Source organism: Aestuariispira insulae, assembly GCF_003385955.1.
Classification (GTDB): domain Bacteria; phylum Pseudomonadota; class Alphaproteobacteria; order UBA8366; family Aestuariispiraceae; genus Aestuariispira; species Aestuariispira insulae.
On the sequence record NZ_QRDW01000021.1, the window covers coordinates 1 to 22806 of the forward strand.

Sequence of the window (22806 nt, forward strand, 5' to 3'; positions counted from 1 at the left end):
TCGTGTGTTTTGATGGTTTGGTTCGCACCGTCATCAAAACCGGTAACTCTCACTCCTTCAAGGAAGCGGTGTCAGATCAGATCGCAACTACTTCATTTGATGGCAGTTTGTCTTTTTGCCACATGCCCAAAAACCGGAAAGAGGGATGCGGTGTTGAGGCCCAATTCATCGATATTGGATGTTACTTAATGCGTCTGAGAGTATTTGGCGCACTTTGGCGGAACTTGCGAGAAGGTCCGACAACAGCTTGGTGTAATGTTCGTTTTGGCTGAGAGCCATGCGAGCCTCGATTTCCTCTTCCATGTTCAGCTCTTCCTGCTTGGCCAGAGCCTCCATCATGAATTTTTGTTTTTCCTGAGGGGTCTTCGCCGTTTTTGCCTTTTGCATCAATTCCTGAACTTCAGGCGCCATCTTCACTTCATCGTCATTGTCATGCTCGGTGACTGTGAAGCTTTCATGTTCAACGGAAATGGCGTCGCCTTCGGCCGGGGACTCTGTGCTGAAGGCGGCGTTGGCGGTACCGGTACCGGGTTTGCCGCCGTCATTGCTGTTCGTGGCCGCGCCAGTGGCACTTGTCTGCATGCCCGAGGGAGCTGTCTGTTCTGCGGAGGCTTTTGATGTGCGGAAAAGGTCTGTCGCATTCTCCCGTTGATAGGGCAAAGAGGCATTTGCGGCCTTGCCCTGCTGAGCGGAAGTCCGACCGCTGGGTGCAGAGGACGCGCGAGAGAAACTGGAACTTCGCAGGCTTTTGCCGGCAGAGCCTAGCCCGGGTTTCCGATCGGGAATGCTGCCGGTGTCCTCCTTGGGCTTGTCGCCGGTCACGAGGGATTTGAGCGACGATAGCTCGTCTTTCAGGCCGGTAACAAGACTTGTCGGTAACGCCATAATCCTTCTCCTGGCTCTTACAGGTTGACCCCTGATGATATCGCTGTTTGCCGCCTGGATTATTCGGAAATGCCTAATTGATGATAGGCAGGGGCAATGCCCGCCTGTCGGACGGGCGGCCGGTTCAGTAAACGAAACCGGCCGCGCCATGCAGACGGGGTTTGGCTCCATTTGAGGCGCGGGTGAGCCGGTCTCGGAAGAGATACTCAATCTCACTTTCGGGGCGCAGGCTTGAAAGCGCCGATGCGTCCTGCTTGCTGCCGCGGTTTGGCACGATATAGGGGGTGACCAGGACAATCAGTTCGGTCTTGTTCTCCGTATAATCCTTGGATCGAAATAGAGTGCCCAAAATGGGGATATCCGCCAGCCAGGGTGTTTTGCCGAGACTTTTTCTGGTGCTTGTCTGGAACAGTCCGCCTATGGCAAAGCTCTGTCCGTGCTTGAGTTCAATTTCGGTCTCAACCTGCCTTGAAAGCGTTTGGGGCACTGAAGTTCCCGCCAATGTGACAGAGGTTTGGGATAACTCACTCACCTCAGTTTGAACCTTGAGGGAAATGGTCTTTGTATCCAGGATGAGCGGTTCAAATGACAGGAGAATCCCGAAGGGTTTATATTGGATGGTGGTGCCGGAATTGTCGCTGGCCGGCACGGGATAGGGAAACTCGCCGCCAGCTTGAAATCGGGCTTTTTTGCCACTGAGCGCCGTCAGGTTGGGTTCGGCGAGAATGGAGACCATGCCTTCGCCTTCGAGAATGTCGATCACCCTGTTGATGGTAAAATCCCCGAGCGTGCTGCCGAAGCCGATGGCTGTCTGGCCGGAATTGCGGGAGGGAAGGTCGCCAGTAACGGAAAAGTTCCGTCCGGAAAGCAGGGAGAAGACGATATCCCCGGGATTGAACAGGACTTTCCAGTTCACCCCGAAATCCTCGCTGATATCTCTCGATGCTTCCAGCAGACGCAGCTTGAGGCGCACCTTGTTCGGGGTGTTGATTTCCGTTCGGTTTATCAGGATGTCGTTTTCACCAAGATAAGGCTGGATGGTTTCCAAGACCCCGGTCATCTGCTGGGGGCTTTCGACCTCGCCATAGAGATAGAGGCTGCCCTGAGCGGATTGGAAATCAAGACTGGCCGTCGGGAAACGCTGGGCCAACGTTTCGCGTATTCCCGCAATATTATGGCGCACGGTTACCTTGCTTTCAAAGAGGGGCGCGCCCGTTTCATCAACGGCAAATAAGGTTGTCTGCCCGGTCTTCTTGCCGAAGACAAATATCCGGTCTGGAAAAGGGACCTGAATATCGACGATCTCCGGGTCTGTGACGAAAACGGTTTCGGCCGGCTGGGATAAGGAGAGCAATTCACCAATGCCAACGACGGCATCAATGTTCTGAAAAGGGGCAGGCTGTTGGGCAAAGCAGATGCCGGCAGGAATAGTCAGAGCCAAAATTCCTGATATCAGCCGGGTGAAAATCGACATGATCACGGTCCTGGTTATCTTTTCCAAAAACGCTCTCGAAGGCTAGGCATGTGTTCCGGCCCCGGCTGCCAACGGTGCCGCAATGGCATTGTTTGTGATCTGTGTCGCGGAAGGCTGTTCGCCAGGCGCTGTCAGCTGCAGGGAGGCCCCATTCGCAAAACCGCTTTTTGCATGTTCCTTATAAAGGGTCATCAGCGATCTGGCCTCTTGGCTGAAATGTTTGTGGCGCTTGGAGACGATATGTATTCCCCGGGACACATTCGGGCTTACGAGAGGGCGGAATATAAGGTTTGGATAGGGGCAGATCTGCATGATGGCTTCGGGGGCGATTGCGATGCCTGTCCCCTGTTCCACCAGCATAAGCATCGTGCTTGCCTGCGCGGCTTCGATCTCAGGAGTGAAGAATTTGCTGGGAATGTTCTCTTCCTTGCTGAGATGCCCCCAATTTGAAGTGCCCTGCCCGCCACCGATGATGCAGGTTTCCCTCTCAATCTCGGCCCAGTTTATGGCTCCGGTCTCGCCGGCATACCGGCTGTCATTGCGCACCACGATGCCAAAGCGATCTTCGGCAATCTGGGTGTATTGAAGTTCGGGATCCAATTTCCAGGGGCTGGAGACAGCGAAGATGACTTTCTCATCCTTGATCAGCTGTTCAATCTCAAGATCGGAGGCCTGCTCCAGCCTCAGATTGAATTTGGGGTAGCCCTGTTTGAAGCTCTCCAAGATCTTGGGAAGAATACAGGGCCCGATCGATGTGGCTTCGCCAATGGTCAGCAGTCTCTGTTTGCGGGAGATTGTGTTATTGAAATTTCCGATCTCGCCGTAAAACTCGCTGACAAGGCGGTCTGCGATCTGCAGAAAATCCTGACCGTCCAGGGTCAGCATCACTTTTCGTGTCGTCCGTTCCAGCAACTTGGTATCCAGTTCCTCTTCCAACTGGTTTATAGTCACCGTTAATGCCGGTTGAGAAATGTTTAATGCTTCTGCGGCTTTTGTGAATGACCCCTGCTTTGCGACTTCGACAAAAGCCCTTAAATGTCTAATCGTGACTCTCATGACGACCTCTACTCTTTGTTAAAATTATCGTTATCAAGGGTCGGTCTGGCTGCCTTCTGGTCTGCCGCTATGCGTCCACCCCTGAGTTTGTAGTGGAAATCGTATCAATCGAACGTGCCGACGTTTCAGCCTTTCGACAGGGCCTTTCGGTCTATCGAAGGTTGAGTTTTTGTTTTTTTGGCCGGGAAATTTCTTAGGATTTTTGGCTCCTGGCCTTAAACGGATTCAACTCCTGTTAAAGTGGTGCTCATATTGATCAGGTGCATTATCACGTGGTTTTTATCTGCGCCGGATTTTCTCTGTGGTTCTTTGATTTCCTTGGTCCCCAAATGTCGCTCTTATCTGATTTTTTGTCTTTCAAAAAACTGCTTTAGTTTTATCGAGATTTATAATTTTTGGCGGAAAACCATCTTGGGTTTTGTTCAAAAAGTACTCCATAACACACTACTTATTCGTGTGAGCTGTTTAATAGCAAGTGATTGATAAGTATGGCCTTATATCGGCAGCCCCTTATTTTTTGCATGAGGGGAAAATTAAGGGGTATTATTTAGGTTCGCTGATCCTTTAATATGTTGATCTTAACGTGCGGGTGTAGAATTTTGACACTGATCCACAGGTTCGGCCTGATTTGATCGAGAGGGCATGTGGGACACCGCATGGATTAAGAGGCAGTTTTTCCGTGATTATTGATGCCAGTGCCTGGCCGCCGCATTGTCGGTTGGTCACCAGAACAGAAAATGGTGGGTATGAAGCGGTCTTGAGGCTGGAGGTGCTGCCCAACGGGCAAATCTCGGTTCCTGATGACGCGATCTTTGTGCCGCGGGATCCGGCGGGCGCACCGGAAAAAGAGGATGTCTTTTTGGCCGGCGGCGGCCCCGATCCCGACACTGTCCAGGAAGAGGCGGATCGCTGGGTATCAAGCATATATATAAAAGAGTCGGATATACCCGATGGTGCGCTTGTTCTGGAAAACAGGGGGCGCGCGGGCTGGACAGTCGCCGACCAACTCGTTCAGACAGGAAACGGCTATATTGAATTGGCGCAGGGTTCCGTACTGCTCTGCCCGGATTTCGATGAAGGCGGGCATCAACTGGTTTTTTGCGACCAGATAAAATGCAGCGGCATGGAGGAACAGTCCAGTTTTGCCGCGTCTGAGCTGATACAGGATATTGAGGTAAATAGATAATCGGGTGATTTGGGGCGTCGTTGCCTGAAGGGATCGCGGGTATTTATTCGCTTCTATTGTGCCATTTATAATTAATTTCCAATTCTACTCTTCTGCCCGACAGCGTCCAATGAGATGGGTACGATTTCATCTCAGGAGGACCAAAAAATGAGCAGTAATGTCAGTGCGTCTGGAGTTTCCAGCCCGTCATGGTTTACCTCGGCTTCGCCGTCGGCTTCATCCAGCCAGTTTGGGGGCGGCGCATCCGCCTTACAGGATCAACCCTGGTATAACGAACTGAACGACATGATCACGACCCTGACCAACAAGCTGGATCAGCAGAGAGCCGGGGTGGATGGCGGTGCGTCGGAAGGCAGCTTCACTCAAAGCGGCTCCGTTGGAAGCAATAGCTGGGGCAGCGCCTCTGGTTTGGGCAGTTCGGAAACCAAAGCCCCCTCGGCCCGGATCGTTGATGTCGGCGATGAAAGTGGGGCCGTCCTTGGTTCCAGGGGCAATGATGAGTTCCGTCTGACTCAGGACAGCAATGTGCGCGGCACGATCCGTGGTGGTGACGGCAACGATGTGATCACCCTGGAGGAAGGGTTTAAGCGCAATGACCAGGGCCAGATCGTCAATGAAAAAACCGGGGATGTTGTTCGAACCCACGGTATTGAAGCCGTAAAGGAAACCGTCAATCATCAGACCGAACTGAAAATGAAGGATGGTGTGATGAATGTTGAGGGCCAAAAGAGCCTCGACATCCAATTGGATAACCTTGGCGGTGGCGGACTCTACGAGAATTCCATGATGATGACCTTCAAGGACCAGGAGGGCAAGGTGATCAAGCACGTCAATATGACGGACATGGATCAAGATGGAATGAAAAATATCAAAATGAATGTGCCGGAAGGTGCCGTCACGGCCAACCTGGTGCTGGTGGCCGATGGCAAGAAAGCCGGGTTTGGCGAAGGCCAGCAGGTTCAGATGCTGCAAGATGGCGACAAAACCCGGATGCTGAATATGGAAGGCCAGCAGTTCGTTGGGAATGCGATCTCCAGTGATCCGCGTGACAATCCGGGCGGGCGTATCAATTTCCTGGAGTTTCCCAATGATGATGGAAGCGTTTCCTATAATATCGAAGACCAGGCGGATGGCGGCGATCTGAGCTTCAACAATGAACGGATCACCCTGAGGGTCACCGGCAACCGTGATATCGAGCAATATTCATCCCTGGATGGCACGCCGCTTTCGGCCGATCTGGAACAGCAAAACCGAGCTGCACGCGGTGAGAGCAACGGCAACGGGAATGGCAATGTCGGAAGCGCCGGGGCCGGCAGTTCCGAAGCCATGGATAAACTCAAAGAGATGGCAGCCGCGCAGTCTTCCAAACTCTCAGGGGAATCTTTCTCCAATTCGGGTGCAGGCGGGTCCAGCAATACTCTGAACTCCGGCAATGTCTCGTATGCGTCGGGCAGCAGGGCGGCCGCGGAAAATAGCGACGACATGATTACCTCTCATGTCCAAAACTATTCCATGGCGATTAATAACGGTGTCCATAATTTCTATACCGATGCCGGCGAAGAGGGGACCTTGGTCACATCCGGCAACCGGGATGTTGTTCATGATGCCGTTGGCAACAAGATCATCCAGACCGGGGCCGGTGATGACACGGTCCATATTTCCAACTCGATCAATCAGACCAGGTCAGAGATGTTTGTGGATGGCGGCACAGGCGATGACAGGCTGAACCTGCGGAATGTCGACTATAAATCAATCCATTTCGACAGTCCGGGAGACACCCGCAACGGGCATATTGAGTTCGACAATGGCAGCCGTGTGGAATTCAACAATATGCGTTCCGTCATCATGAATGACAAAACCTTCATCACCGAAGAGGACGGCACCAGCAAATTGCATTTTGCGGAAGGGGAGCAGGGCATCTTCGTTGACCGCGCCAACTATTCGCAGGAAGACCGGGCAATTACCGGCTGGACCCAGAATTCCTCCGGTGAAGGGGTTCGGACCGATTATGATGTCACGGCGCATTACGGCACCAGCAAGCATGATTATTTCTGTGGTGCCGGCGGTGGCGGTGCAGGTGATGACAATCCTGACTATCGTGCTGAATTCCATGGCCGGGGCGGCAATGATTTCATCCGTGGCTCTGGCGCGGACGACAAGCTCTTTGGCGATAGTGGCGATGATCAAATCGTCGGCGGTCGCGGGGATGATTTCCTGCGTGGCGGGCTTGGGAATGACAGGCTGGAAGGTGAACGTGGCACGGATGTCGTGTTCGGTGGTTTGGGCAATGATACCTACGTGTTCAATCGCGGTGATGGCGAAATGAGGTCTTATGACGTCGGCGGCAATGACACGATCGAACTGCATGGGGCGAATCTGGAAGAATTGAGCTTCCATCGCTTTGACCAAAATCTGGCAATCAAGATCAATGGCACCAGCGATATTGTCAGTATCCGCGGTTACTTCGATAACAGCGAGGATAACGGTATCGAAACCCTCAAACTGGACAATCAGACAATTGCTCTCAACCAGGATTGGGTTAACAGCCGTTTGGCCTGATTGTCTTATGACCTGAGTAAGCCTCTAAGTGGACTTTATGGGTGCCGGGAAACCGGCACCTTTTTTTGAGGCCCGCTTGTCGGGAAAAAGGTGCCTGATGTCCGGAAAGGGCTTAGGGGCATTCACAGATCGACGCGCTGAGGCGGAGCCTTGGCCGGAGCGATCAAAGCCGTTTCCAAATCCATTTCGGTAGTCGTGAAAAATCCGGATCTGACGTGCCGCCATCATCAATGGTGCCTGTCAGCTCATCCGCCAGGCTGACGGCAGCCCCCAGATGGGAATCTTCGAGATGAATCTCCATGGCCGATAAGACGGCGTCCGGGTCATCCCGGTCCGGGTTCCGTCTGGCAAGGTAGAGCAGCACCCCCCAGGCCATTTCCTGGGAACTGCCGCACGTCAGGGCCTCTCCCGCGACATAGTCGCGCGCAGCGTCTTCACCCTGGCGATGTAGGCAGGAAAAGGCGGCACCAACATAGGCCGAGGCGTTATCCGGAAAAATCGAGATCAACAATTGAAAAAGCGGCTCGCAGGTCTGGCCCATTTCCAATTCGATGGCGGCAAACCCGATATCGGCGAGCAGCGCGCACCGTTCATCCGAAATATGGTCGCCCGGCTCCAATGGCGCCTGCTGGTCTTGGGAAACCAACATCACCGATGACCGGAAAGAGCGTAGGATTTTTCGCCGCGCCGCCTGTTGAATTCTGCCTGTATGACGCGCGCGGCAATTAAATCCCTGCCCATTATGGCATCGGCTTCGGCCAGAAGGCTGACATCCTTTTCCGTTTGGGGCGGGCGTGTTTCCGAATGGCTGAGGAAATCTATGCTGCCTGTGGCCATGCGCCGCTGGATCCTTGCTGTATCATCACTCAGGCGTGTCTGTTGCTGATCGCTGGCAGGCAGATACTCCAACAATGTCCGGCATTCCATCTTGCTGGCCGGCCTGGGCTGGGCAGGCTCTTGCCGCTGGGCCTGATCCGGGGCTGGATTTCCGGCAAGATGGCGGCAAAGCCTTGCCAGCGCACTTGTCTGCTCTGCCGGAATTTGGCCGCGATGCACCGTGGGAACCCGATAATGTGTTTCCCCATCATGCGTTGGAACGGTCACGATCTCCCAGAGGATATGCCCTGATTTCGGCGTAACCTCGAAAACGCGGCCGCTGTCCGGCTGAATGGCGGCTTTTGCGCCGTCAATTGAGCCGTCATCAACCGTTAGGAGGGGATATTTTCTCTGATCATTTTGAAGGAGAAACGGCTGATCGCCGTTATCCAACTGTCTGTAAAAGCAGCCATCGACAAGCGCCAGTTTCTCGACCGGCTCCAAACGGGGCACTGTACCGCAATTCTGTTGGTCCAGCAGGAAATAACCGGTTCCGGCATGCGGTTGGCCAATCAGCCGGCGGCGGCCATCTATGCGGCTCTGGATCAGCTCGGGATATCCTTGATCCACGGGATCAAGCAATGTCCCCCGCCACGGGGTCGGGCTCACCGGGCGTCTGGACAGATCCGTGTTGTCGAAGTGAGCGGGCAGCCGGGCAGCAAAATACCGCTGGCTCTCTCCGGATCCGCCGGCTTTGACAAGGGCTGCCATCGGCCTGCCTGAGCCGGAGATAACATAGCCGGTTTGTCCCGTCTCAAGGCTTGTCTCCATACGCGCCTGGCCGGAGCGGAGAAGAGATTCGATCCGGTCTCTGAAGCTGTCGGGTTGACGGGGCGGCGCCACCAGGGGAGTGACCCTGGGCGCGGCTTTAGGATCGGCCTGAACTCTTAGTGAGTTCATTAAGCGGTGCCTCAGGTCAAAACGGCCTTGCTTGATGTCCTGATACAGTTTCTCTGCGGCATTGCTGTCAAGCCCGTCCAGCATTGAGAGAAAAGGGGCCAGGCGCTTGGTTTTTTCCGGCTCGGGGGTGTTGGCAAGCTCCTTTTCCGCCAGGGAGGCGATCAATGCGCGATGATCAGGGGCATTGCCGCTGTTTTTGGCAATGTCATGCAGCTGTTGTATGGCTTCCCTGACTGCATGTTCGTCTTCGAGCGGCTCTTGATCGTTTTCCTCCTCGGATCTGGCTTTTCGCCGCCTTGCGCCCCGCAATGCCTCCAGGCCGGTATCCGAGCCATCCATCGATTCCAAAAGGCTCTTTTGAACTTCACTCAGTTTCTGAAAAACGGCCTGAATCTGTTGGTTCTTCGGCGTGTCTTTTTTACGCTTCTTGTCTGCATTCTTCTCGGCGAGGCGCGCGGCACTGTCCGTTTCCTTGTCTTCGTCCAGCATTTTCGCAAAGTCGCTTTTCCCGGCGTTGGGAAGAGGCGCGTCCGAGCCGGCTTTTTGCTGACTGGGCGTGAGGTTATTGATATTGGCCGTCACGGTTCGGGGTTCCTTACGGGAAGCTTATACACCCTTGAGCATGGTCTCCATGGTGTTTCTGCCCTGTTTCCCGGAGTCATTTGCCAAATTTGTCATGACTGTCATTTCGTGCAGTTTTTGTTGGGCGTCCATTGTTCCAAGGCCGATCTCAATGTTTTCTTGCATATGTCTTTTCGACTGCTCAATGAGGGCTTCAATCGCGGAACGTTTGTCCGTTGGCACCGGTGTTTTTTCCTGATCAATGCTGGAGCCGGAGCTGGAGAAATCATAGCCACTGTCGCTCTCATCGCTTTTTGCGCCGATCTTTTCAAGCTTGTCACGCATCTCGTCCAGTTTTTGATAGGAGCTATCATATCGCTTGCTGATGCTTTGCAGGCCCTCCTGAACGGCGCTGCCAACCTGGGCAAAGACAGAAGAGGGCTCCGCGGTTTCCGCGGCCGGCTGAAACTGCGTCCGGAATTGGTCAAGCTGTATCGCCGGGGCGTCTTGCTTGCTGTAAAGCGATTGAATGGCTTGCGCGTCTGGGAGTTTTGAAAACTGTGTTTCCGCCGGGCCAGGGCCCTGGAGCGCGGAAGGGGATTGTTCCAAGCCGTCAATGCCGGGCGCCTGATGAAAGTTTTGTGAGGGAAGCACGGCCAACTGACTGGTTGGCCGTGCTTCTGCTGGGCCGGACACCAAAGTGTCCGTGCTGGGGGAGCTGTCATTGATAGAGCGGATCGCATCCCGGCCGTTCTGGTCCAAAGGGCCGATCTCTTCCGTCCCGGGAGGCGTTCCCTGCGGGCGCACCGCAGAGAGATCTATGCCGGCAGGTTGAACATGCAATGCCTGCGCATTGTTCAAAATGGATGTGGCAGCCATGGAGCTGCTTGGCAAGGTAACTGCCATGATCACTATTCTCCTCTATCCAACTTCTGCCGACGGGCCGGGCTGCAAAAAATGCAGGCTGTTCTGCGGGGGCTGTCAGGCGAGGCCGGGCACGTAGGGGCCGGTTCGCTGGCTGGATTCACGCTTTGGCGCAGCGACCGCATTTGCATCAAACATGACCTGATCCTCCAGGCCGGCATCCTTTATCAATGCTTCGGCCATTTTGTATGATGGCGTGCCCGGTTTTTCTTCCTTGAGATATTGTTTCGCCAGCTCAAGCGCGAGGTCTGTCTCCCCGGCTGTCTGCAGGATGAATAGATAGACGCCTTTGGCATTCTCGATATTCACCTCGGCCTTAAGGGCTTTTTCCTCCATCAGGGCACGGGCTTCCTCCGGCTTTTGCTCTTTCAGTTTCGCCAGGGCTTTTCCGATGTAACCGGCAGCGTTGTTCGGCAGCTTCTGTGCGATAAGATTGAAGACCGGTTCGGGGTCATCGATAAGATCGAGCATGGTCGCGGAAAACGTGATTTCCGACAGCAGTTTCAAACTGTCACGGTCCATCTCCATTTCACCTCTGTCCGGGAAATCCTCCCTGTTTTCGGTAATCATCTTCTTTCTCCTTTCTGGCTTTCTGATTGGTTGGCTTTTCCTGGTTTCAGTTCCAATAGCGCCTGATGTCCGTCTCGTTCCAGCCGGATGCCATCCTGATCGATTTTCCGAATGATCCAACCGTCCTTTAAGACCGCGCCAACGCTGTAGCTTCTCTTGTCTGCAAGAATGGCGTAAGGCTCTGCGCCTGCCCAAATGGCCTCGATCTCCAGCAATGGACCGGAAGCGAGGCTGATGTTGATGGCGGGGGTGAACATCCCGGCATAGGGATGCAGTATCGACCGCTCAATCTTTCGCCAGGCCGCCTGTTGCACAGGGCTTAGCACCCCCTCAACACGGATGGTGCCTGCATCCAGGCCGACGGTCAGTGCCTCGCTCAGTCCCGATTGACGCACAGACTTGTCCAGGATCGCGGCCAAATAGCGGAGGCTGCGAACGCCTTGGAAATCAAGGGGCAGAAAGCCGGGCAGGTCGGTCTGCAGCGCTTTTTTCAGCCGCACCAGATCCTGCTCTTCCCTGACGATGCCAATAACCAGGATTTCCTGCGCGCTGCTGATCTTAACGGTGAGTTTGTAATTCAGGCCGGCGATCAGTTCGCGCGCCGCTTCGGCATATTGTTCCAGATTCAAGTCGGCAACAGGGCCGGGGGCGCTATACTGCGCCGGTTCCGTGACCCGGGATACTTCAGCGGCTATGCCGGTATGGTCAGCCTGCTCCATTGCGCTGTTGTCATGCTGGCTTGGCGGTTCGGCCGGCATCATGCTGCCGAAGGAAACAGCGGCGATTAATCCAACAGCAGCGAAACCCAATAAGGCCGCTCTGGGCCTTGGGCCGGAGAGAGAAGCGGGAAGAGCCCCCTTCTCCGTCGCGGGCATGGCCAGATCACTCTTTTCCGGCATGGCGGCTATTTCCGGAAACTCAATCTTGAGTATGGTTTCGCCGAGGACCAGTTGGACATTTTGGGAATAGGAGACTGTTTCCTGCTCGACCTTTCTCTTGTCGGCAAAAACGGCACCCTGTTTCGGTTTGACATCCAGCCGTTCAGGATGAACTTCCAGTTCGAGATGCAGTTTTTCAATCGCCTGATCAAACAGGATGATGTCGCAATCCAAATCACTGCCGACGGAATATTTGCCGGCATGCATTTGATAGGACGCGCCTTCCTGCAGCCCCCGAGAGACTTTCAGGGATAGCGTGTCCTGGGTATGACAAACGGCCTGCATCTCCACTCTCCGTTCTGATCCTTGGCAATCTCAAACAAGGCAGGGGCCCTAAATTGAAATTGGCCAGCGGTGAGCCATGCTCATCTCTTAAGAGCGGCTCACCGCTGCAAGCCAAAGCCGGTAATTACTGGTATCTCAGGCTGCTGATCGCCTGGGACATGATTGAACGCTGGCTGCCGGCAGCCTCCACAATACTGGACATCTGTTTGGACTCATGCTGGTTGTTGTTGTTGGACATTGCCAACATGGTCTGTTCGACCGTTTGCAGCTCTTGCTGTGTTTGCAAAAGGGCGGCTGATGCTGCTGCTGTACTCATGATCTTCTCCTTGAAAATTGGATGGAATTGAGATTGCTCAGCGACTGGAACGCTGGGCGTGCTCCCAGACTTGAGGGAGCAATGTCAGCGCGATATCATACGCGCCGACAATCGAGGCGAGTTCCTCAGACACCTTTCGGGACTCGCTGTTTCTTGAAAGCCTTGATTTGTATTCGCTGCGCTCGGATTCCATTTTTTCCGTCAGCGTCCTTAACTCATCTCCGTTTTGGTCCTCTGCCATTCGTTCCAAGAAGGTCTTTTCGGAAGTTTCTTCAGTCATCGTTTTGTCCTTTTGTCGCGAAACGGAATTCAGCGTGTGGATATCAATCTTCCTGAAGTCTAGCCTTGCGCTGTGAGATTGAATCCTCCGGATTTCCTATATATCCATCACCGCAGATTATCAGGGGACGTTGCCTTCTTATTCATCAGCTCCAGGTGCTTATGCTGTGCTCCGGCGCCGATCATCTCAGGCAGGGGCACATGATCTGTCGCTTGGTATCCATGATGAATTAGAAAATCGCGCAGCCAGTCATGTCTGTTGCTGAGCAGGAAATTCAGGCCGTTCCGGCCTTTCTTGACGGCAACCTCTTCCGCTGTGCGCAGCATCAGGAAGGCCAACAGTTCGTTTGGCGGCGTCCCGTTGCCATAAAAGCCGAGCACATAAACCTCGTCCGGGACGATCAGTTTGTAGAGCGCCTGAAAAAACGGATGCTCGCGTGAAATGTCCGTCGGCTGTTCTACAGCGCCGACCATGAACATGCCGACGGGCCGGCCGTTTTCCTCTGCGATGATGCAGTTTTTGTGGTTGATGAAGCCGCCGCCGGACGCAAAGAGCCTGGTGTAGAAGGGCAGGCATTCCGTTGAGACCCACCAATTGTCCTGCCAGAGGGATTCTGTGATGCCGTCGCCAAAGTCGATAAAGGCTTGCGCCAGATAGGCCGCATCCTTTTCGGTGGCCCGGCGCAACCGCGTGGCATTTTGCTTGTTAGGGGGGTCCGTCAAATCAGATCTTTGCTGGAATTGGTTCATTCGTCCGACCTATCAATGGATTGAAATCACCTGACAGGGTAGGGCGGACGGCATCGGTTAATAATTACCCAATCCCTATTTCTTGATATTCGATCCATATGAAAGCAGCTTGGGACAATATGTAGCCTGTCCGGGGCTTCGGATGGTTCTGTAGAAGCAGAGATTTTCCAACAATTGCGTTTCACGGAGATCAAGCAACAGGATTTCCTTGGCAGAGGCTTCGTCATTCATCAGGGCATAGGCCAGGGCCATATTGTGGCGGGCAACGGTGCTGTCGAGGTCAGAGCGGACAATCTGTAGAAGCAGATCAATGGCTTCTTGATATTTGCCCTGTGCGATAAGGGACAGGCCGTAATTCAGGTGGGCCTCCTGGCGCATCGGATCGATATGGATCAGATGCAAATAGATGTTCCGGGCATCGACATGTTTCCCATCCATGTCGAGCGCAACGGCATAGCCGTTCAGCGCGGCATAACTATCCGGGGCATTCTGGATTGCGGCCTGGAAATGCACCTGGGCTATTTTCGGTTCCAGCCGTTTTAAGGCTATCCGGCCAAGCCCGATATAGGGAGCCTCCTTTTTCTCATAGTCCTGTCTTTCCAAATCCAGATAAAGGCTCTCCGCCGAGATCAGGTCGCCGGACATTACCAGGGTGTCAGCAAGCGGCAGCAAAATCTCGGGTTGATCGGGATAGTCTTCAAGCAGGCGTTTGTATATTTCGGTGGCCGTTCGGTTGTCTCCGCCTTTGAATGCGGCTTCGGCGAGATTCAGCCGCGTTTGGAACAGTTCGGATTCCAGGCCGGAGGTGGGAAGGTCCGGGCCCGGTTTGTTGTCCGAGTCTAACCATGAAGGCATGCATGCGGATAAGGCGGCCAGGAGGCAGACAAGCACAAGGCGAACAGACCATCGGGCGATCGCAAAGTGGGGTGAGGGCTTACGCATTCGTTCCTGCCTCACTGCAAGGTGATAAGGCCGCGGGGCACAATGGTGACACTCGCCTCAATTTCCTGAAACGAGAGCACGCTGACATCGATCCCATTATTCTCAAACAGGGCCTTGAGATGCCGCCTGACGTCCATGGAGGTGAGGATGACCGGTGTCCGCTGAATAAGAAAACTGCCCTGAAGCTGGCTGTTCAAAGACTGGGTGATGCTTTCCGCCTTGTCCGGTGCCAGCACCAGATAGGACCCAACGGCGGTTTTGCGCGTGGCCTCACGTATTTCATCCTCGATGTCCGGCGCAACAAGAATGGCGGATAGCGAGCCGAGCTGGCCCGCATATTTCTGGCTGATCTGCCCGCTTAGGGCCGCGCGGACATATTCGCATAATAAAATCGGATCCTTTTCCTTGCTGCCCCATTCCAGCATTGCTTCCAGCACGCGGCGGAAGGAATAGACTGAGATTTGCTCGGCCGCCAACCGCTTCAGGACCTCTGTCATTTTCTGAAGCGGCACAACCTTCAAAGCTTCATCGACCAGTTCGTTATACTCCTCGCCCAGCCGATCCAGCATCTCTCTGACTTCCTGCACACCAAGAAGCTCATGGGCAAAATCGCCGACAGCCCGGCAGATTCTGTCCGCGAATATGGTTTCACAGCTCTCGCAGCTGATCCCAATGGCCCGCAGTCCGGAACAAGCCTGAAGAGAGATCCAATATCCTCCCTCACCCGGTGTGACCTCGTCTTCTTTGTCAGCCAGTCCCGCAAGGGCGAGCTGGGCTTCATCCACGGATGCCCAGGCGTGATCGGGGTGAAGTTTTCCCGTGCCGATAACGACGCCCTCCAATTCGATCCGGTATTCCGCCTGGCCGAGATCTTGATCGGTCTCAATCACCAGATCGGGAAACTGGATGCCGGTCAGCCTCAGGAAATGGAGTTTTTTCGGCAAAAAGACCTGGTGAAAGGCCGGGGCGCTCAGGCCATGCGCCAGGCTCTCGCTCAGGAAAACCCTGACAGGGGAAATGTCCGATCCCTTGAAATCCAGCCATTGCAGATTTTCCGAGCTGGTCGAGCGTTTGATGGCACGGCTTTTGTGCAAACCCGCCCCGCCGATAATGGCCCCTAAGGTCAGGAAGATGATTGTCGGAAAGCCTGGGACGGCGGAGAAACCGGCCAGGATCAGGCCGGAGATCTGCAATGTCCGTGGCGAATTGATCAATTGCTGGCCAATGTCTGTACCCAGGTCCACTTCGCCCTGCCCCTGGACCCTCGTGACCACCGTCCCGGTTGCCACCGAGAGGAAAAGCGCGGGAATTTGGGAGACCAAACCATCTCCGATAGTGAGGATGGAATAGAGTTCTATGGCTTCCGACATGGGGAGGCCCTGCTGGGCTACGCCGATGGTGACGCCGCCGATGATATTGACCGTCGTGATGATCAGGCCTGCGATCGCATCGCCTTTGACGAATTTCATGGCGCCGTCCATGGCGCCGAACAGCTGGCTTTCCTTTTCAAGCTTGCCGCGGCGGCGCTTGGCCTCCTTCAAATCGATCACGCCGCCGCGCATGTCGGCGTCGATGCTCATCTGCTTGCCGGGCATTGCGTCGAGCGTGAAACGGGCACTGACTTCCGCAACCCGTTCGGACCCCTTCGTGATGACCAGGAATTGGACGATGGTGATGATGAGAAAGATGACAAGGCCCACCACCAGGTTTCCGGAAACCACGAAAGAGCCAAAGGTCTCCACAATCTTGCCGGCATCCCCCTCCAGTAGAATCAGGCGGGTTGTGCTGATTGATATGGAGAGCCGGAAAAGCGTGGCGATAAGCAGCAGGGTCGGCAGGGTCGACAGCTCGGTTGGTGACTTAAGATAAATTGAAGTCAGGAGCAGGATCACGCTGAGGCTGATATTAATGGCGATGAGAACATCCATCAGCATCGGCGGCAGCCGCAGGATCATCATGAAGATGATCAAGATCAGGATGATCACGAGCAACAGATCCTGACGTTTGCCAAGTTGTGAAAGAAATTTCATCTCGGACGTCCGTCAGGCAGCGGCGGCGGGTAAGTGAGGGCCGCCCATCTGTTTTTCGACAGTCTCGCTATAGCGGATAAGAATGGTGCGGGCCGCTTCCTCATCACCGGATTTTTGCTGGATAATGGCTTTCAGGATTTGCAACGGCGAGGCCGGGCCGATTTCCCGGTTGTCCCGTTCCCACTCTGCCATCGCTTCCGAGGCAGACTGCGCTTCATCCGCCAATAGAAGGGCATATGCCTTGATTGCCAGAATTTTCTCACTCTTCATTCCAATGGCCTGCGCGGTGTCGGCCAGGATTGCGGCATTGCCGGGCCGTCCATCCAAAAGCATGGCATGGGCCAGCCGCAATATGAGGCCGGATGAGAGAGCATTGTTCGTCATGCTTTCACCACCAGTCCCTTGGTCTGCTCGAGAATGTCCGCGTTTCTGATTTCTGCATGGATCAGATTCATTGCCGCCGACATTTCAGCGGAGCTGCTGGCGGGATGATTTTCCAGCAGATCAAGCATCTCGCGCAGGATCACTTTGGTGATATTGCCGCTGGGCAGTTTTTGAGTCGGTTCCGGCGTGCTGATGAAGTCGATGATGCGTCTTTCCAGCTCTGTCGGGATATGGCTGCCAGGCGTGTTCGATCGTCCCGGTGCGGCAATTTTCTGGATGTCCTGATCGATTTCTGACATGAAAAGGGTCCATTGTTGACTTTACTTGGAAACAGTAATCGAAGTCAGTCCCGATATTATTCGGAAGAAAATATTTTTTATTCAGGATTCCCAATAAATATTCTTTTTATATAGAGATATAAGTATTTCGACGTTTTTCCTGTGTCTATTCTTTCGCTCTTCGATCCCATGAATTGATTCGGCGGTACCCTTCTGATGAAGCGCACAGGAATTTTGGCCAGCTTGGCCCTTTTATTTGTCGCCGTATTATGCGGTCAAGGGGCGGTTGCCGCGTCCCTGGACTGGCCGGAGAGGGATTATCCTTATGTGGCGGTCGAACAGGACCTGCGCGATGTTTTGCAGGCTCTGGGCCGCAATATGGCCGTCGGGATCAAGCTGACAAAGAATGTTCAGGGAACCGTCCGTGGCCGTCTGCCTCGGATGTCGCCCACCAAATTTCTGAACCATCTTTGCGCGAGCCATGGGCTGATTTGGTATTTTGATGGCCAAGTTCTTGAAATATCTTCTATAAGTGAAGTTGTTCTGCGGGTGATCCGATTGAAGAAATATTCTTATCAATTCTTGATCAGCACATTGGAGGCGCTTGATATCACAGATGGCCGGTTTCCTATTCGTGTGTCCGATGAAAACAGTGTCATCTTGGTCACGGGCCCCCGGCGTTATGTGGAGCTGGTGGAGCAGACGGCAAAAGAGCTGGAAGAAAGCCGTCCCCGCTCTGTTCGGGTTTTCAGGGGATCTAACGGGGCCGGAATGTCCGCGGCGGCATTTCCGCTTGAGGGGATTGGCGACCTCGACCGGTATCCGGAACTGGATAGCCTGTCGGGGTCATCCGGAGCCGCATTGATGGGGTTGATTGGCGGAACAGATCAATGAGTGCCGGTTATGGCTGTTTGCTTTCACTCGCTTCAGAGGCAGTTGTGGTGTTTTTCCTGGAATTCGCAAATTTTATTGGCCGGTATCGTCCGGCGCATCGTGAAGTCCAATATTGTGTCTTGCGTCCATGAAACAATTTACGGAAGCGAAAGACATCCTGCTAAAGCAAGGGTTTGAAGATAAGAATACCCTTCTTTGCGGGCCGGACTGCATCATGGTTGAGTGGTTCCGCAAAAAAGGCGATACCGTTTTCAAATCCCCGACAGGCAAACCGCATCACAGCCTGGCAATTAATCTCGCTGGCGGGGGCGGCACCAGGCGCCTATCCGATTCCGGGGTCCTGAAAGGCTGGGGCGCCGGACAAATCACGACCTATCACGCTGAGCAATCGGCCGAGTGGTGGTATGAAAAAGAGGATGCGTCATTCGTAACCTTTTATTTCAAGCCCGAGTATCTGGAGCATATGGCGGGATCGAATCTTGACGTCAATCCGAGCAAGATCGACTTCCGATCGGTGTTCAAGGCCAAGAAACCATTTTATCACGATATCATGAGGCATCTCGTGCTGCCTTACGACTGGCAGGCGCCGGAAAACCAGCTGGGCCTTTCCCACGCGGTACAGCTTTTGACCTATCGGTTGATGAAGGATTTTGTCAATTTCCGGGAGCCGGTGCTCAGTAGCGGGTCATTGCCGCCGATCACCAAAAAGCGACTGATCGAGTATCTGGAGGTCAATTATTCCAAACCCATCACTGTGGAGGAGCTTGCGGGGGTGGCAAACCTGAGTTCATTCCATTTCCTGCGTTTGTTCAAACAGACATTCAATCAGACCCCCCACCAATATCTCCTGAAACTTCGCATCGAAAAGGCCTGCGGATTGCTGCTGGCAACGGACGCGGATCTGTCGTCGGTGGCCCTTGCGACCGGTTTTTCGTCCCAAGCGCATTTCAGTCACCGTTTTAAGCTGCAAAAAGGGGTGTCACCCGGCCGGTTCCGGATGGATGCGGTTGGACGCTTCATTGCTTAAGGGATTGTATGTCTGCGGGGGCTTGGCTTCACCGGGGCAGGGGGCATTTATCGGGTTTGCTTATCGATAGTTCGCTTTTTGTTGGTTCCGGTATTGTCCGTCCTGCGCCTTAATGGCACGGAGGGGCGGTTCAGACTTCGCCCAATGTCCAAGGAGCCAGCGATGACGGGAATCGACAGGACTTTTCCAGGGCCGGAGCAAAGGGCCGCCGAAACGGCCGCCAAGACGACCGCTGGGACGACTGCTGGGACGACCGGGCGCGCGCAGGAATTAGAGCCGTCGCCGGCCCCTGCGCCAAATTTGTCGATCGGAAACGCGGTGCGTCTGCAACGTCCAAACATGGGCCGCCTTCACCCGATGGGAACAGATGTCCGAAAATACACACTCAACTATCTGAGCCTTGCAGAAAAATCCCAACTGGCCGGACAGCTGGCCTGGGAGGCGCGGGAGGCTGATGCCCAGAATCTGGGCACCCTGTCCGCTTATCACAGTCGGATGACCGACGTGCATGTGCGTGTTTTTCTGAACCACACTCGGATTGGTGACCCGCGTCGGAACAGTCCGGAATTTAAGAGCGAGCGCGCCTACGTCACTGATGTTGCCAATCTCGCTGCGGGAAAATTCATGTCAGGGCGGGGCGCGGACTATTGCTATATGGCGGCCGGTTTGCGGCACCAGGCTGAGAATACCATCAGCGATACCAGCAGATTGAGTATCGGGAATTTCAGATCCGCTTTCCCGCTCCCCCCTCTTGGCCTGCGTGTCTCCCAGGATGTGCTGGATCTGTATGCCGGGATTGTCCAAAGCGGTCATGAGCCCAGGGATCAGTTGGTTCAGGTTTTCCGGGCGGATTGCAAATCGCTGGCAAATGTAAGGTCAGACTCCAGCCAACAGAAGATTCAGCATCTGCAACAGTCTCATCGGCGGTTGGATTTTATGGTTCAGAATTTGGCGGCCCGGGGGGAAAGCCATGATGAGTTGGTCGCCATGCGCGATTTCCTCGGCGAAAAGCTGAGGGCGGCCGGGGGCTGACGGCGCCGCCTTCGGTCTTCCTGTGCCAAAGGCCATTCTTAGGCGGTGGCGATGGATAGATAACATCTATCAATTGGCCATCTTTGGAATTCAGCCCCACCATTGCCAGAAAGCTCACACCATCCAGGAGGGCAAGGTTCCCTGCGCATGCAGGAGCATGCCGGAGGAGAAGGAATAAACATGGTCTGGTTTGCGGGAATGTCGGCACTCTCCCCTCTTGGCCGGTCGGGACCTGAGATTATGGAGGCTGCATTGGCCGGGAGATCCGCGGTCACATGCTGGAAAGGGTATCACCCGGCACCGATCTATTCCAAGATCGGGGGAGATCTCTTTGGCTTTGACGTGAAAGAGGCCCTCAAGACCGAAGTGCCGACGCTGCCGGAAGAGATGGCCCGGCGCCTGAAGTATCTTGCCCTTCGGCTGCCCCGGCAGGTGCAGCTGTCATTGTGGCTGGCCTTGAAGGCCTGGCAGGATCTGGCAAGCCGAATGCCGCCGCCGGATATCCCGCCGGAGCGGATCGGGGTCATTATGTGCGGCCATAACCTGAACACCCATTACATTCACCGCGAGACAAAAACCTATCTAGAGGAGCCGGATTTCCTGGACGGCCTGTTTGCATCCAGCTCGCTGGACAGCATTCATGCCGCTGCCGTTAGCGAGCTGCTGGGGGCCAGGGGCCCCTGTTACACGGTGGGGGCTGCCTGTGCCAGTGGCATTCATGCGTTGCGCGCGGCCAGCCGGGAATTGCTCTCCGGGGAGGCCGATCTGGTCTATGTGGTTGGTGGCGTTACGGAATCCGCGCCGGCAGAGCTGGATAACATGGTCGCCATGCAGGCGGTGGCCGGCGAACCGCTTGACGGTGACCCCGCAGCGGCCTGCCGCCCTTTCGATCAGCGGCGGTTCGGCTTTGTCCCGGCCCAGGGGGGCGGATGTCTCATTCTGGGCGGAGAGCGTTTCCGCGAAGCCTCTTACGGGCGTCTGGTGTCGATTGCGGTATGCAATGATGCCCAGCATCTGCCGGTTACCAGCCAGGAAGGCCAGGAAAGAGCCATGAAGCAGGCCCTTTCGAAGGCAGGGCTCTCCATGGGCGACATCGCGGCGGTCAACGCGCACGCGACCAGCACGATCCAGGGGGATCTGACGGAAATCAATGCGATCCGCGCCCTTTGCGAGGGCGCGGGTCGGAAACCGGTGCCGGTCTATGCCCCGAAATCCCATCTCGGGCATTGCCTATGGTCTGCGGCGCTGATCGAAACAGCGCTGGCGCTGCTTCAGATACAAGTGGGTCGGATACCCGGAACACGGAATCTGGAGAAGCCGGCGGAAGACTGGATCAGTGCCTTTTCCACCAAGCGGCCGCAACGCCTGTCGGGCAGGCATATCCTGAAAAATGCTTTTGGCTTTGGCGGCTATAACGGTTCAATGATACTTGCGCAGGAGAATTGGAAATGACGGTAACATTTTCCCGGGAAACTATTCAGCAATGGCTGACGGAACAGATGTCGGAACTGCTGGACAAACAGCCTTCGGAGATTGATCCGGACCGTGCCCTTGAGGAGATGGAGGCGCTCAGCCTTGATGTGGTGCATGTCGTGGCCGGGGCCATGAAGGAATTTTCCATCAAGGTGCCGCGTTCGGAATTTGCGGGCCACAATACCATCAACAAGCTCTCCGACCTGCTGGTTTCCCATCAGGCCGGCTGACCCACCCTTGAAAGCCACCGCTGGTAACCTGAAATTTCAGGCATGACTGCTGTATCAGCCAGCCATGAGCTTGCGCCCGGACGGTGCCGGTCGGGAGGATCGCGGTGGCCATATCAAAAAAAGTAAGGCGATTGCCTTGGATCCCGCTGCCTTTTAAGCCGCGACAAGGATGTGAACAGATGGTACCAAATAGTATCAGTTTTAGGGCCAGTCACGTCGAAGAGGGTGGGCATGGGAAACGAGGTTCTTTTTCATCTGGATCGCAACAAGCAGGAATCCCTGCAGAGCCAGCTGCGCAAGGCGATCTTGAACGCCATATTGAACGGCAGCCTGCCCGCCGGGTTCAAGCTTCCTTCCAGCCGGCGGCTGGCTGATGACCTGCAGATCTCGCGCAATACCGCCCTGATTGTTTATCAGCATCTGATCGAGGACGGCTATCTGGAAGCGCGGGAACGTAGCGGGCTTTACGTCAATGGCGATTTCATTGAGGAACTGGAGCATTCGCGCCTGAAAAAGGCCCAGCCCAGGCCCCCAGTCCCCCGGGAGGAATTGTTGCCGGACTGGCACACCCGGCTTCAGTCAGAGCCTTCCGGCCTGACCTTCCTGAACCTGCCGCGCAACTGGCGCCAGATGCCGTATCCCTTTGTCTATGGTCAGCCCGACCGGACCCTGTTTCCGTTAACTTCCTACCTTCAACTTCAGGCGGTAGTATTAGACTAGAAAGGGAGAGAGGTCTTTGGTCTTGCTGGATACCGCGCCACTGGAATGTCTCGTCGATTGCCCAAGTTTCTTCTGGGGGCGATTCAGGTGCAAAATAGTGCCAGTAGATGAAGTGTTCCCCGTCAGCATCTTTGGGACAAATTAAGCTGATTGCATAACGGAGGATTTCTGGTTCATCGTAGAGACCGTAAGGGAACGAAGATGAGACAGAAATCCATGACCTCCAAAGAGCCCGCT

General features: G+C 54.8%; 23 protein-coding genes. 8 read left to right on the plus strand and 15 right to left on the minus strand.

Annotated features, from left to right (window positions below; genetic code table 11):
* Positions 1 to 165: 165 nt before the first annotated feature.
* The 3 genes from DFP90_RS21915 to DFP90_RS21925 form a co-directional block, all read right to left on the minus strand.
* The gene (locus DFP90_RS21915) at positions 166 to 885 is read right to left on the minus strand and encodes a hypothetical protein (protein ID WP_115939564.1); all 720 of its coding nucleotides are present in this window, start codon (positions 883 to 885) and stop codon (positions 166 to 168) included.
* Positions 886 to 1009: 124 nt separating this feature from the next.
* Complete coding sequence (locus DFP90_RS21920; protein WP_115939566.1) at positions 1010 to 2359, minus strand: type II and III secretion system protein family protein; 1350 nt, start codon at positions 2357 to 2359, stop codon at positions 1010 to 1012.
* A 42-nt stretch (positions 2360 to 2401) separates the two neighbouring features.
* Positions 2402 to 3415: a LysR family transcriptional regulator gene (locus tag DFP90_RS21925; protein WP_115939568.1), complete on the minus strand. Its 1014-nt coding sequence runs from the start codon at positions 3413 to 3415 to the stop codon at positions 2402 to 2404.
* Positions 3416 to 4094: 679 nt separating this feature from the next.
* Here DFP90_RS21925 and DFP90_RS21930 point away from each other — a divergent pair.
* Positions 4095 to 4601, plus strand: coding sequence for a hypothetical protein (locus tag DFP90_RS21930; RefSeq protein ID WP_115939571.1), 507 nt, complete (start codon positions 4095 to 4097; stop codon positions 4599 to 4601).
* 147 nt (positions 4602 to 4748) lie between these two features.
* Positions 4749 to 7160 (plus strand): calcium-binding protein, encoded by a 2412-nt coding sequence (locus DFP90_RS21935; RefSeq protein ID WP_147301108.1) that lies wholly within the window; start codon positions 4749 to 4751, stop codon positions 7158 to 7160.
* 163 nt (positions 7161 to 7323) lie between these two features.
* Here the strand turns inward: DFP90_RS21935 and DFP90_RS21940 are convergent, their stop codons facing one another.
* The 12 genes from DFP90_RS21940 to DFP90_RS21995 all read right to left on the minus strand — a co-directional run bounded on the left by DFP90_RS21940 (position 7324) and on the right by DFP90_RS21995 (position 17214).
* Entirely contained in the window at positions 7324 to 7809 is a 486-nt protein-coding gene (locus tag DFP90_RS21940) for a hypothetical protein (protein WP_115939575.1), read from the minus strand.
* On the minus strand, positions 7809 to 9518 hold the full coding sequence (locus DFP90_RS21945) for a hypothetical protein (protein WP_115939577.1): 1710 nt from the start codon (positions 9516 to 9518) through the stop codon (positions 7809 to 7811). Before DFP90_RS21945 ends, DFP90_RS21940 begins: the two co-directional genes overlap by 1 nt.
* 24 nt (positions 9519 to 9542) lie before the next feature.
* Positions 9543 to 10403, minus strand: coding sequence for a hypothetical protein (locus tag DFP90_RS21950; protein ID WP_115939579.1), 861 nt, complete (start codon positions 10401 to 10403; stop codon positions 9543 to 9545).
* 75 nt (positions 10404 to 10478) lie between these two features.
* Complete coding sequence (locus DFP90_RS21955) at positions 10479 to 10991, minus strand: hypothetical protein (RefSeq protein ID WP_115939581.1); 513 nt, start codon at positions 10989 to 10991, stop codon at positions 10479 to 10481.
* Positions 10988 to 12214 carry a SctD/MshK family protein gene (locus DFP90_RS21960; RefSeq protein ID WP_115939583.1) on the minus strand — a complete coding sequence of 409 codons (1227 nt, stop codon included), beginning with the start codon at positions 12212 to 12214 and terminating at the stop codon, positions 10988 to 10990. The genes DFP90_RS21955 and DFP90_RS21960 overlap by 4 nt, the downstream gene beginning before the upstream one ends.
* Positions 12215 to 12338: 124 nt before the next feature.
* A complete protein-coding gene (locus tag DFP90_RS21965; RefSeq protein WP_115939585.1) occupies positions 12339 to 12530 on the minus strand; it encodes a hypothetical protein in 192 nt (63 codons plus the stop codon).
* A 37-nt stretch (positions 12531 to 12567) separates the two neighbouring features.
* Positions 12568 to 12810 carry a hypothetical protein gene (locus DFP90_RS21970; RefSeq protein ID WP_115939587.1) on the minus strand — a complete coding sequence of 81 codons (243 nt, stop codon included), beginning with the start codon at positions 12808 to 12810 and terminating at the stop codon, positions 12568 to 12570.
* A gap of 107 nt (positions 12811 to 12917) precedes the next feature.
* Positions 12918 to 13532, minus strand: a complete 615-nt coding sequence (locus DFP90_RS21975) for a hypothetical protein (protein ID WP_147301109.1) — start codon at positions 13530 to 13532, stop codon at positions 12918 to 12920.
* A 102-nt stretch (positions 13533 to 13634) separates the two neighbouring features.
* Positions 13635 to 14414, minus strand: coding sequence for a tetratricopeptide repeat protein (locus tag DFP90_RS21980; protein WP_181905516.1), 780 nt, complete (start codon positions 14412 to 14414; stop codon positions 13635 to 13637).
* A 98-nt stretch (positions 14415 to 14512) separates the two neighbouring features.
* The gene (sctV, locus tag DFP90_RS21985; RefSeq protein WP_115939593.1) at positions 14513 to 16531 is read right to left on the minus strand and encodes a type III secretion system export apparatus subunit SctV; all 2019 of its coding nucleotides are present in this window, start codon (positions 16529 to 16531) and stop codon (positions 14513 to 14515) included.
* A gap of 12 nt (positions 16532 to 16543) precedes the next feature.
* A complete protein-coding gene (locus tag DFP90_RS21990) occupies positions 16544 to 16915 on the minus strand; it encodes a hypothetical protein (protein WP_115939595.1) in 372 nt (123 codons plus the stop codon).
* Complete coding sequence (locus DFP90_RS21995; protein WP_115939597.1) at positions 16912 to 17214, minus strand: hypothetical protein; 303 nt, start codon at positions 17212 to 17214, stop codon at positions 16912 to 16914. The genes DFP90_RS21990 and DFP90_RS21995 overlap by 4 nt, the downstream gene beginning before the upstream one ends.
* Positions 17215 to 17409: 195 nt before the next feature.
* Here DFP90_RS21995 and DFP90_RS22000 point away from each other — a divergent pair, with 195 nt between their 5' ends.
* From DFP90_RS22000 to DFP90_RS22025, 6 genes are all read left to right on the plus strand, one after another.
* Complete coding sequence (locus DFP90_RS22000) at positions 17410 to 18087, plus strand: secretin N-terminal domain-containing protein (protein WP_115939599.1); 678 nt, start codon at positions 17410 to 17412, stop codon at positions 18085 to 18087.
* Positions 18088 to 18214: 127 nt separating this feature from the next.
* Positions 18215 to 19114, plus strand: a complete 900-nt coding sequence (locus DFP90_RS22005; RefSeq protein ID WP_115939601.1) for a helix-turn-helix domain-containing protein — start codon at positions 18215 to 18217, stop codon at positions 19112 to 19114.
* 162 nt (positions 19115 to 19276) lie between these two features.
* Positions 19277 to 20146 (plus strand): hypothetical protein, encoded by an 870-nt coding sequence (locus tag DFP90_RS22010; protein ID WP_147301110.1) that lies wholly within the window; start codon positions 19277 to 19279, stop codon positions 20144 to 20146.
* A 180-nt stretch (positions 20147 to 20326) separates the two neighbouring features.
* Positions 20327 to 21598: a beta-ketoacyl-[acyl-carrier-protein] synthase family protein gene (locus tag DFP90_RS22015; RefSeq protein ID WP_181905517.1), complete on the plus strand. Its 1272-nt coding sequence runs from the start codon at positions 20327 to 20329 to the stop codon at positions 21596 to 21598.
* Positions 21595 to 21849 carry an acyl carrier protein gene (locus tag DFP90_RS22020; RefSeq protein ID WP_115939607.1) on the plus strand — a complete coding sequence of 85 codons (255 nt, stop codon included), beginning with the start codon at positions 21595 to 21597 and terminating at the stop codon, positions 21847 to 21849. The genes DFP90_RS22015 and DFP90_RS22020 overlap by 4 nt, the downstream gene beginning before the upstream one ends.
* Before the next feature lie 231 nt (positions 21850 to 22080).
* Positions 22081 to 22569, plus strand: coding sequence for a GntR family transcriptional regulator (locus DFP90_RS22025; RefSeq protein ID WP_115939609.1), 489 nt, complete (start codon positions 22081 to 22083; stop codon positions 22567 to 22569).
* Positions 22570 to 22806 lie beyond the last annotated feature (237 nt).

Coding starts and splice junctions, on each gene's coding strand:
- DFP90_RS21955 (WP_115939581.1), bottom strand. CDS start 10,991: ATGATTACCGAAAACAGGGAGGATTTCCCGGACAGAGGTGAAATGGAG.
- DFP90_RS21970 (WP_115939587.1), bottom strand. CDS start 12,810: ATGACTGAAGAAACTTCCGAAAAGACCTTCTTGGAACGAATGGCAGAG.
- DFP90_RS21965 (WP_115939585.1), bottom strand. CDS start 12,530: ATGAGTACAGCAGCAGCATCAGCCGCCCTTTTGCAAACACAGCAAGAG.
- DFP90_RS22005 (WP_115939601.1), top strand. CDS start 18,215: ATGAAACAATTTACGGAAGCGAAAGACATCCTGCTAAAGCAAGGGTTT.
- sctV (WP_115939593.1), bottom strand. CDS start 16,531: ATGAAATTTCTTTCACAACTTGGCAAACGTCAGGATCTGTTGCTCGTG.
- DFP90_RS21960 (WP_115939583.1), bottom strand. CDS start 12,214: ATGCAGGCCGTTTGTCATACCCAGGACACGCTATCCCTGAAAGTCTCT.
- DFP90_RS21990 (WP_115939595.1), bottom strand. CDS start 16,915: ATGACGAACAATGCTCTCTCATCCGGCCTCATATTGCGGCTGGCCCAT.
- DFP90_RS22015 (WP_181905517.1), top strand. CDS start 20,327: ATGGTCTGGTTTGCGGGAATGTCGGCACTCTCCCCTCTTGGCCGGTCG.
- DFP90_RS22020 (WP_115939607.1), top strand. CDS start 21,595: ATGACGGTAACATTTTCCCGGGAAACTATTCAGCAATGGCTGACGGAA.
- DFP90_RS21950 (WP_115939579.1), bottom strand. CDS start 10,403: ATGGCAGTTACCTTGCCAAGCAGCTCCATGGCTGCCACATCCATTTTG.
- DFP90_RS22025 (WP_115939609.1), top strand. CDS start 22,081: ATGGGAAACGAGGTTCTTTTTCATCTGGATCGCAACAAGCAGGAATCC.
- DFP90_RS21980 (WP_181905516.1), bottom strand. CDS start 14,414: ATGCCTTCATGGTTAGACTCGGACAACAAACCGGGCCCGGACCTTCCC.
- DFP90_RS21920 (WP_115939566.1), bottom strand. CDS start 2,359: ATGTCGATTTTCACCCGGCTGATATCAGGAATTTTGGCTCTGACTATT.
- DFP90_RS22010 (WP_147301110.1), top strand. CDS start 19,277: ATGACGGGAATCGACAGGACTTTTCCAGGGCCGGAGCAAAGGGCCGCC.
- DFP90_RS22000 (WP_115939599.1), top strand. CDS start 17,410: ATGAAGCGCACAGGAATTTTGGCCAGCTTGGCCCTTTTATTTGTCGCC.
- DFP90_RS21925 (WP_115939568.1), bottom strand. CDS start 3,415: ATGAGAGTCACGATTAGACATTTAAGGGCTTTTGTCGAAGTCGCAAAG.
- DFP90_RS21940 (WP_115939575.1), bottom strand. CDS start 7,809: ATGTTGGTTTCCCAAGACCAGCAGGCGCCATTGGAGCCGGGCGACCAT.
- DFP90_RS21915 (WP_115939564.1), bottom strand. CDS start 885: ATGGCGTTACCGACAAGTCTTGTTACCGGCCTGAAAGACGAGCTATCG.
- DFP90_RS21935 (WP_147301108.1), top strand. CDS start 4,749: ATGAGCAGTAATGTCAGTGCGTCTGGAGTTTCCAGCCCGTCATGGTTT.
- DFP90_RS21995 (WP_115939597.1), bottom strand. CDS start 17,214: ATGTCAGAAATCGATCAGGACATCCAGAAAATTGCCGCACCGGGACGA.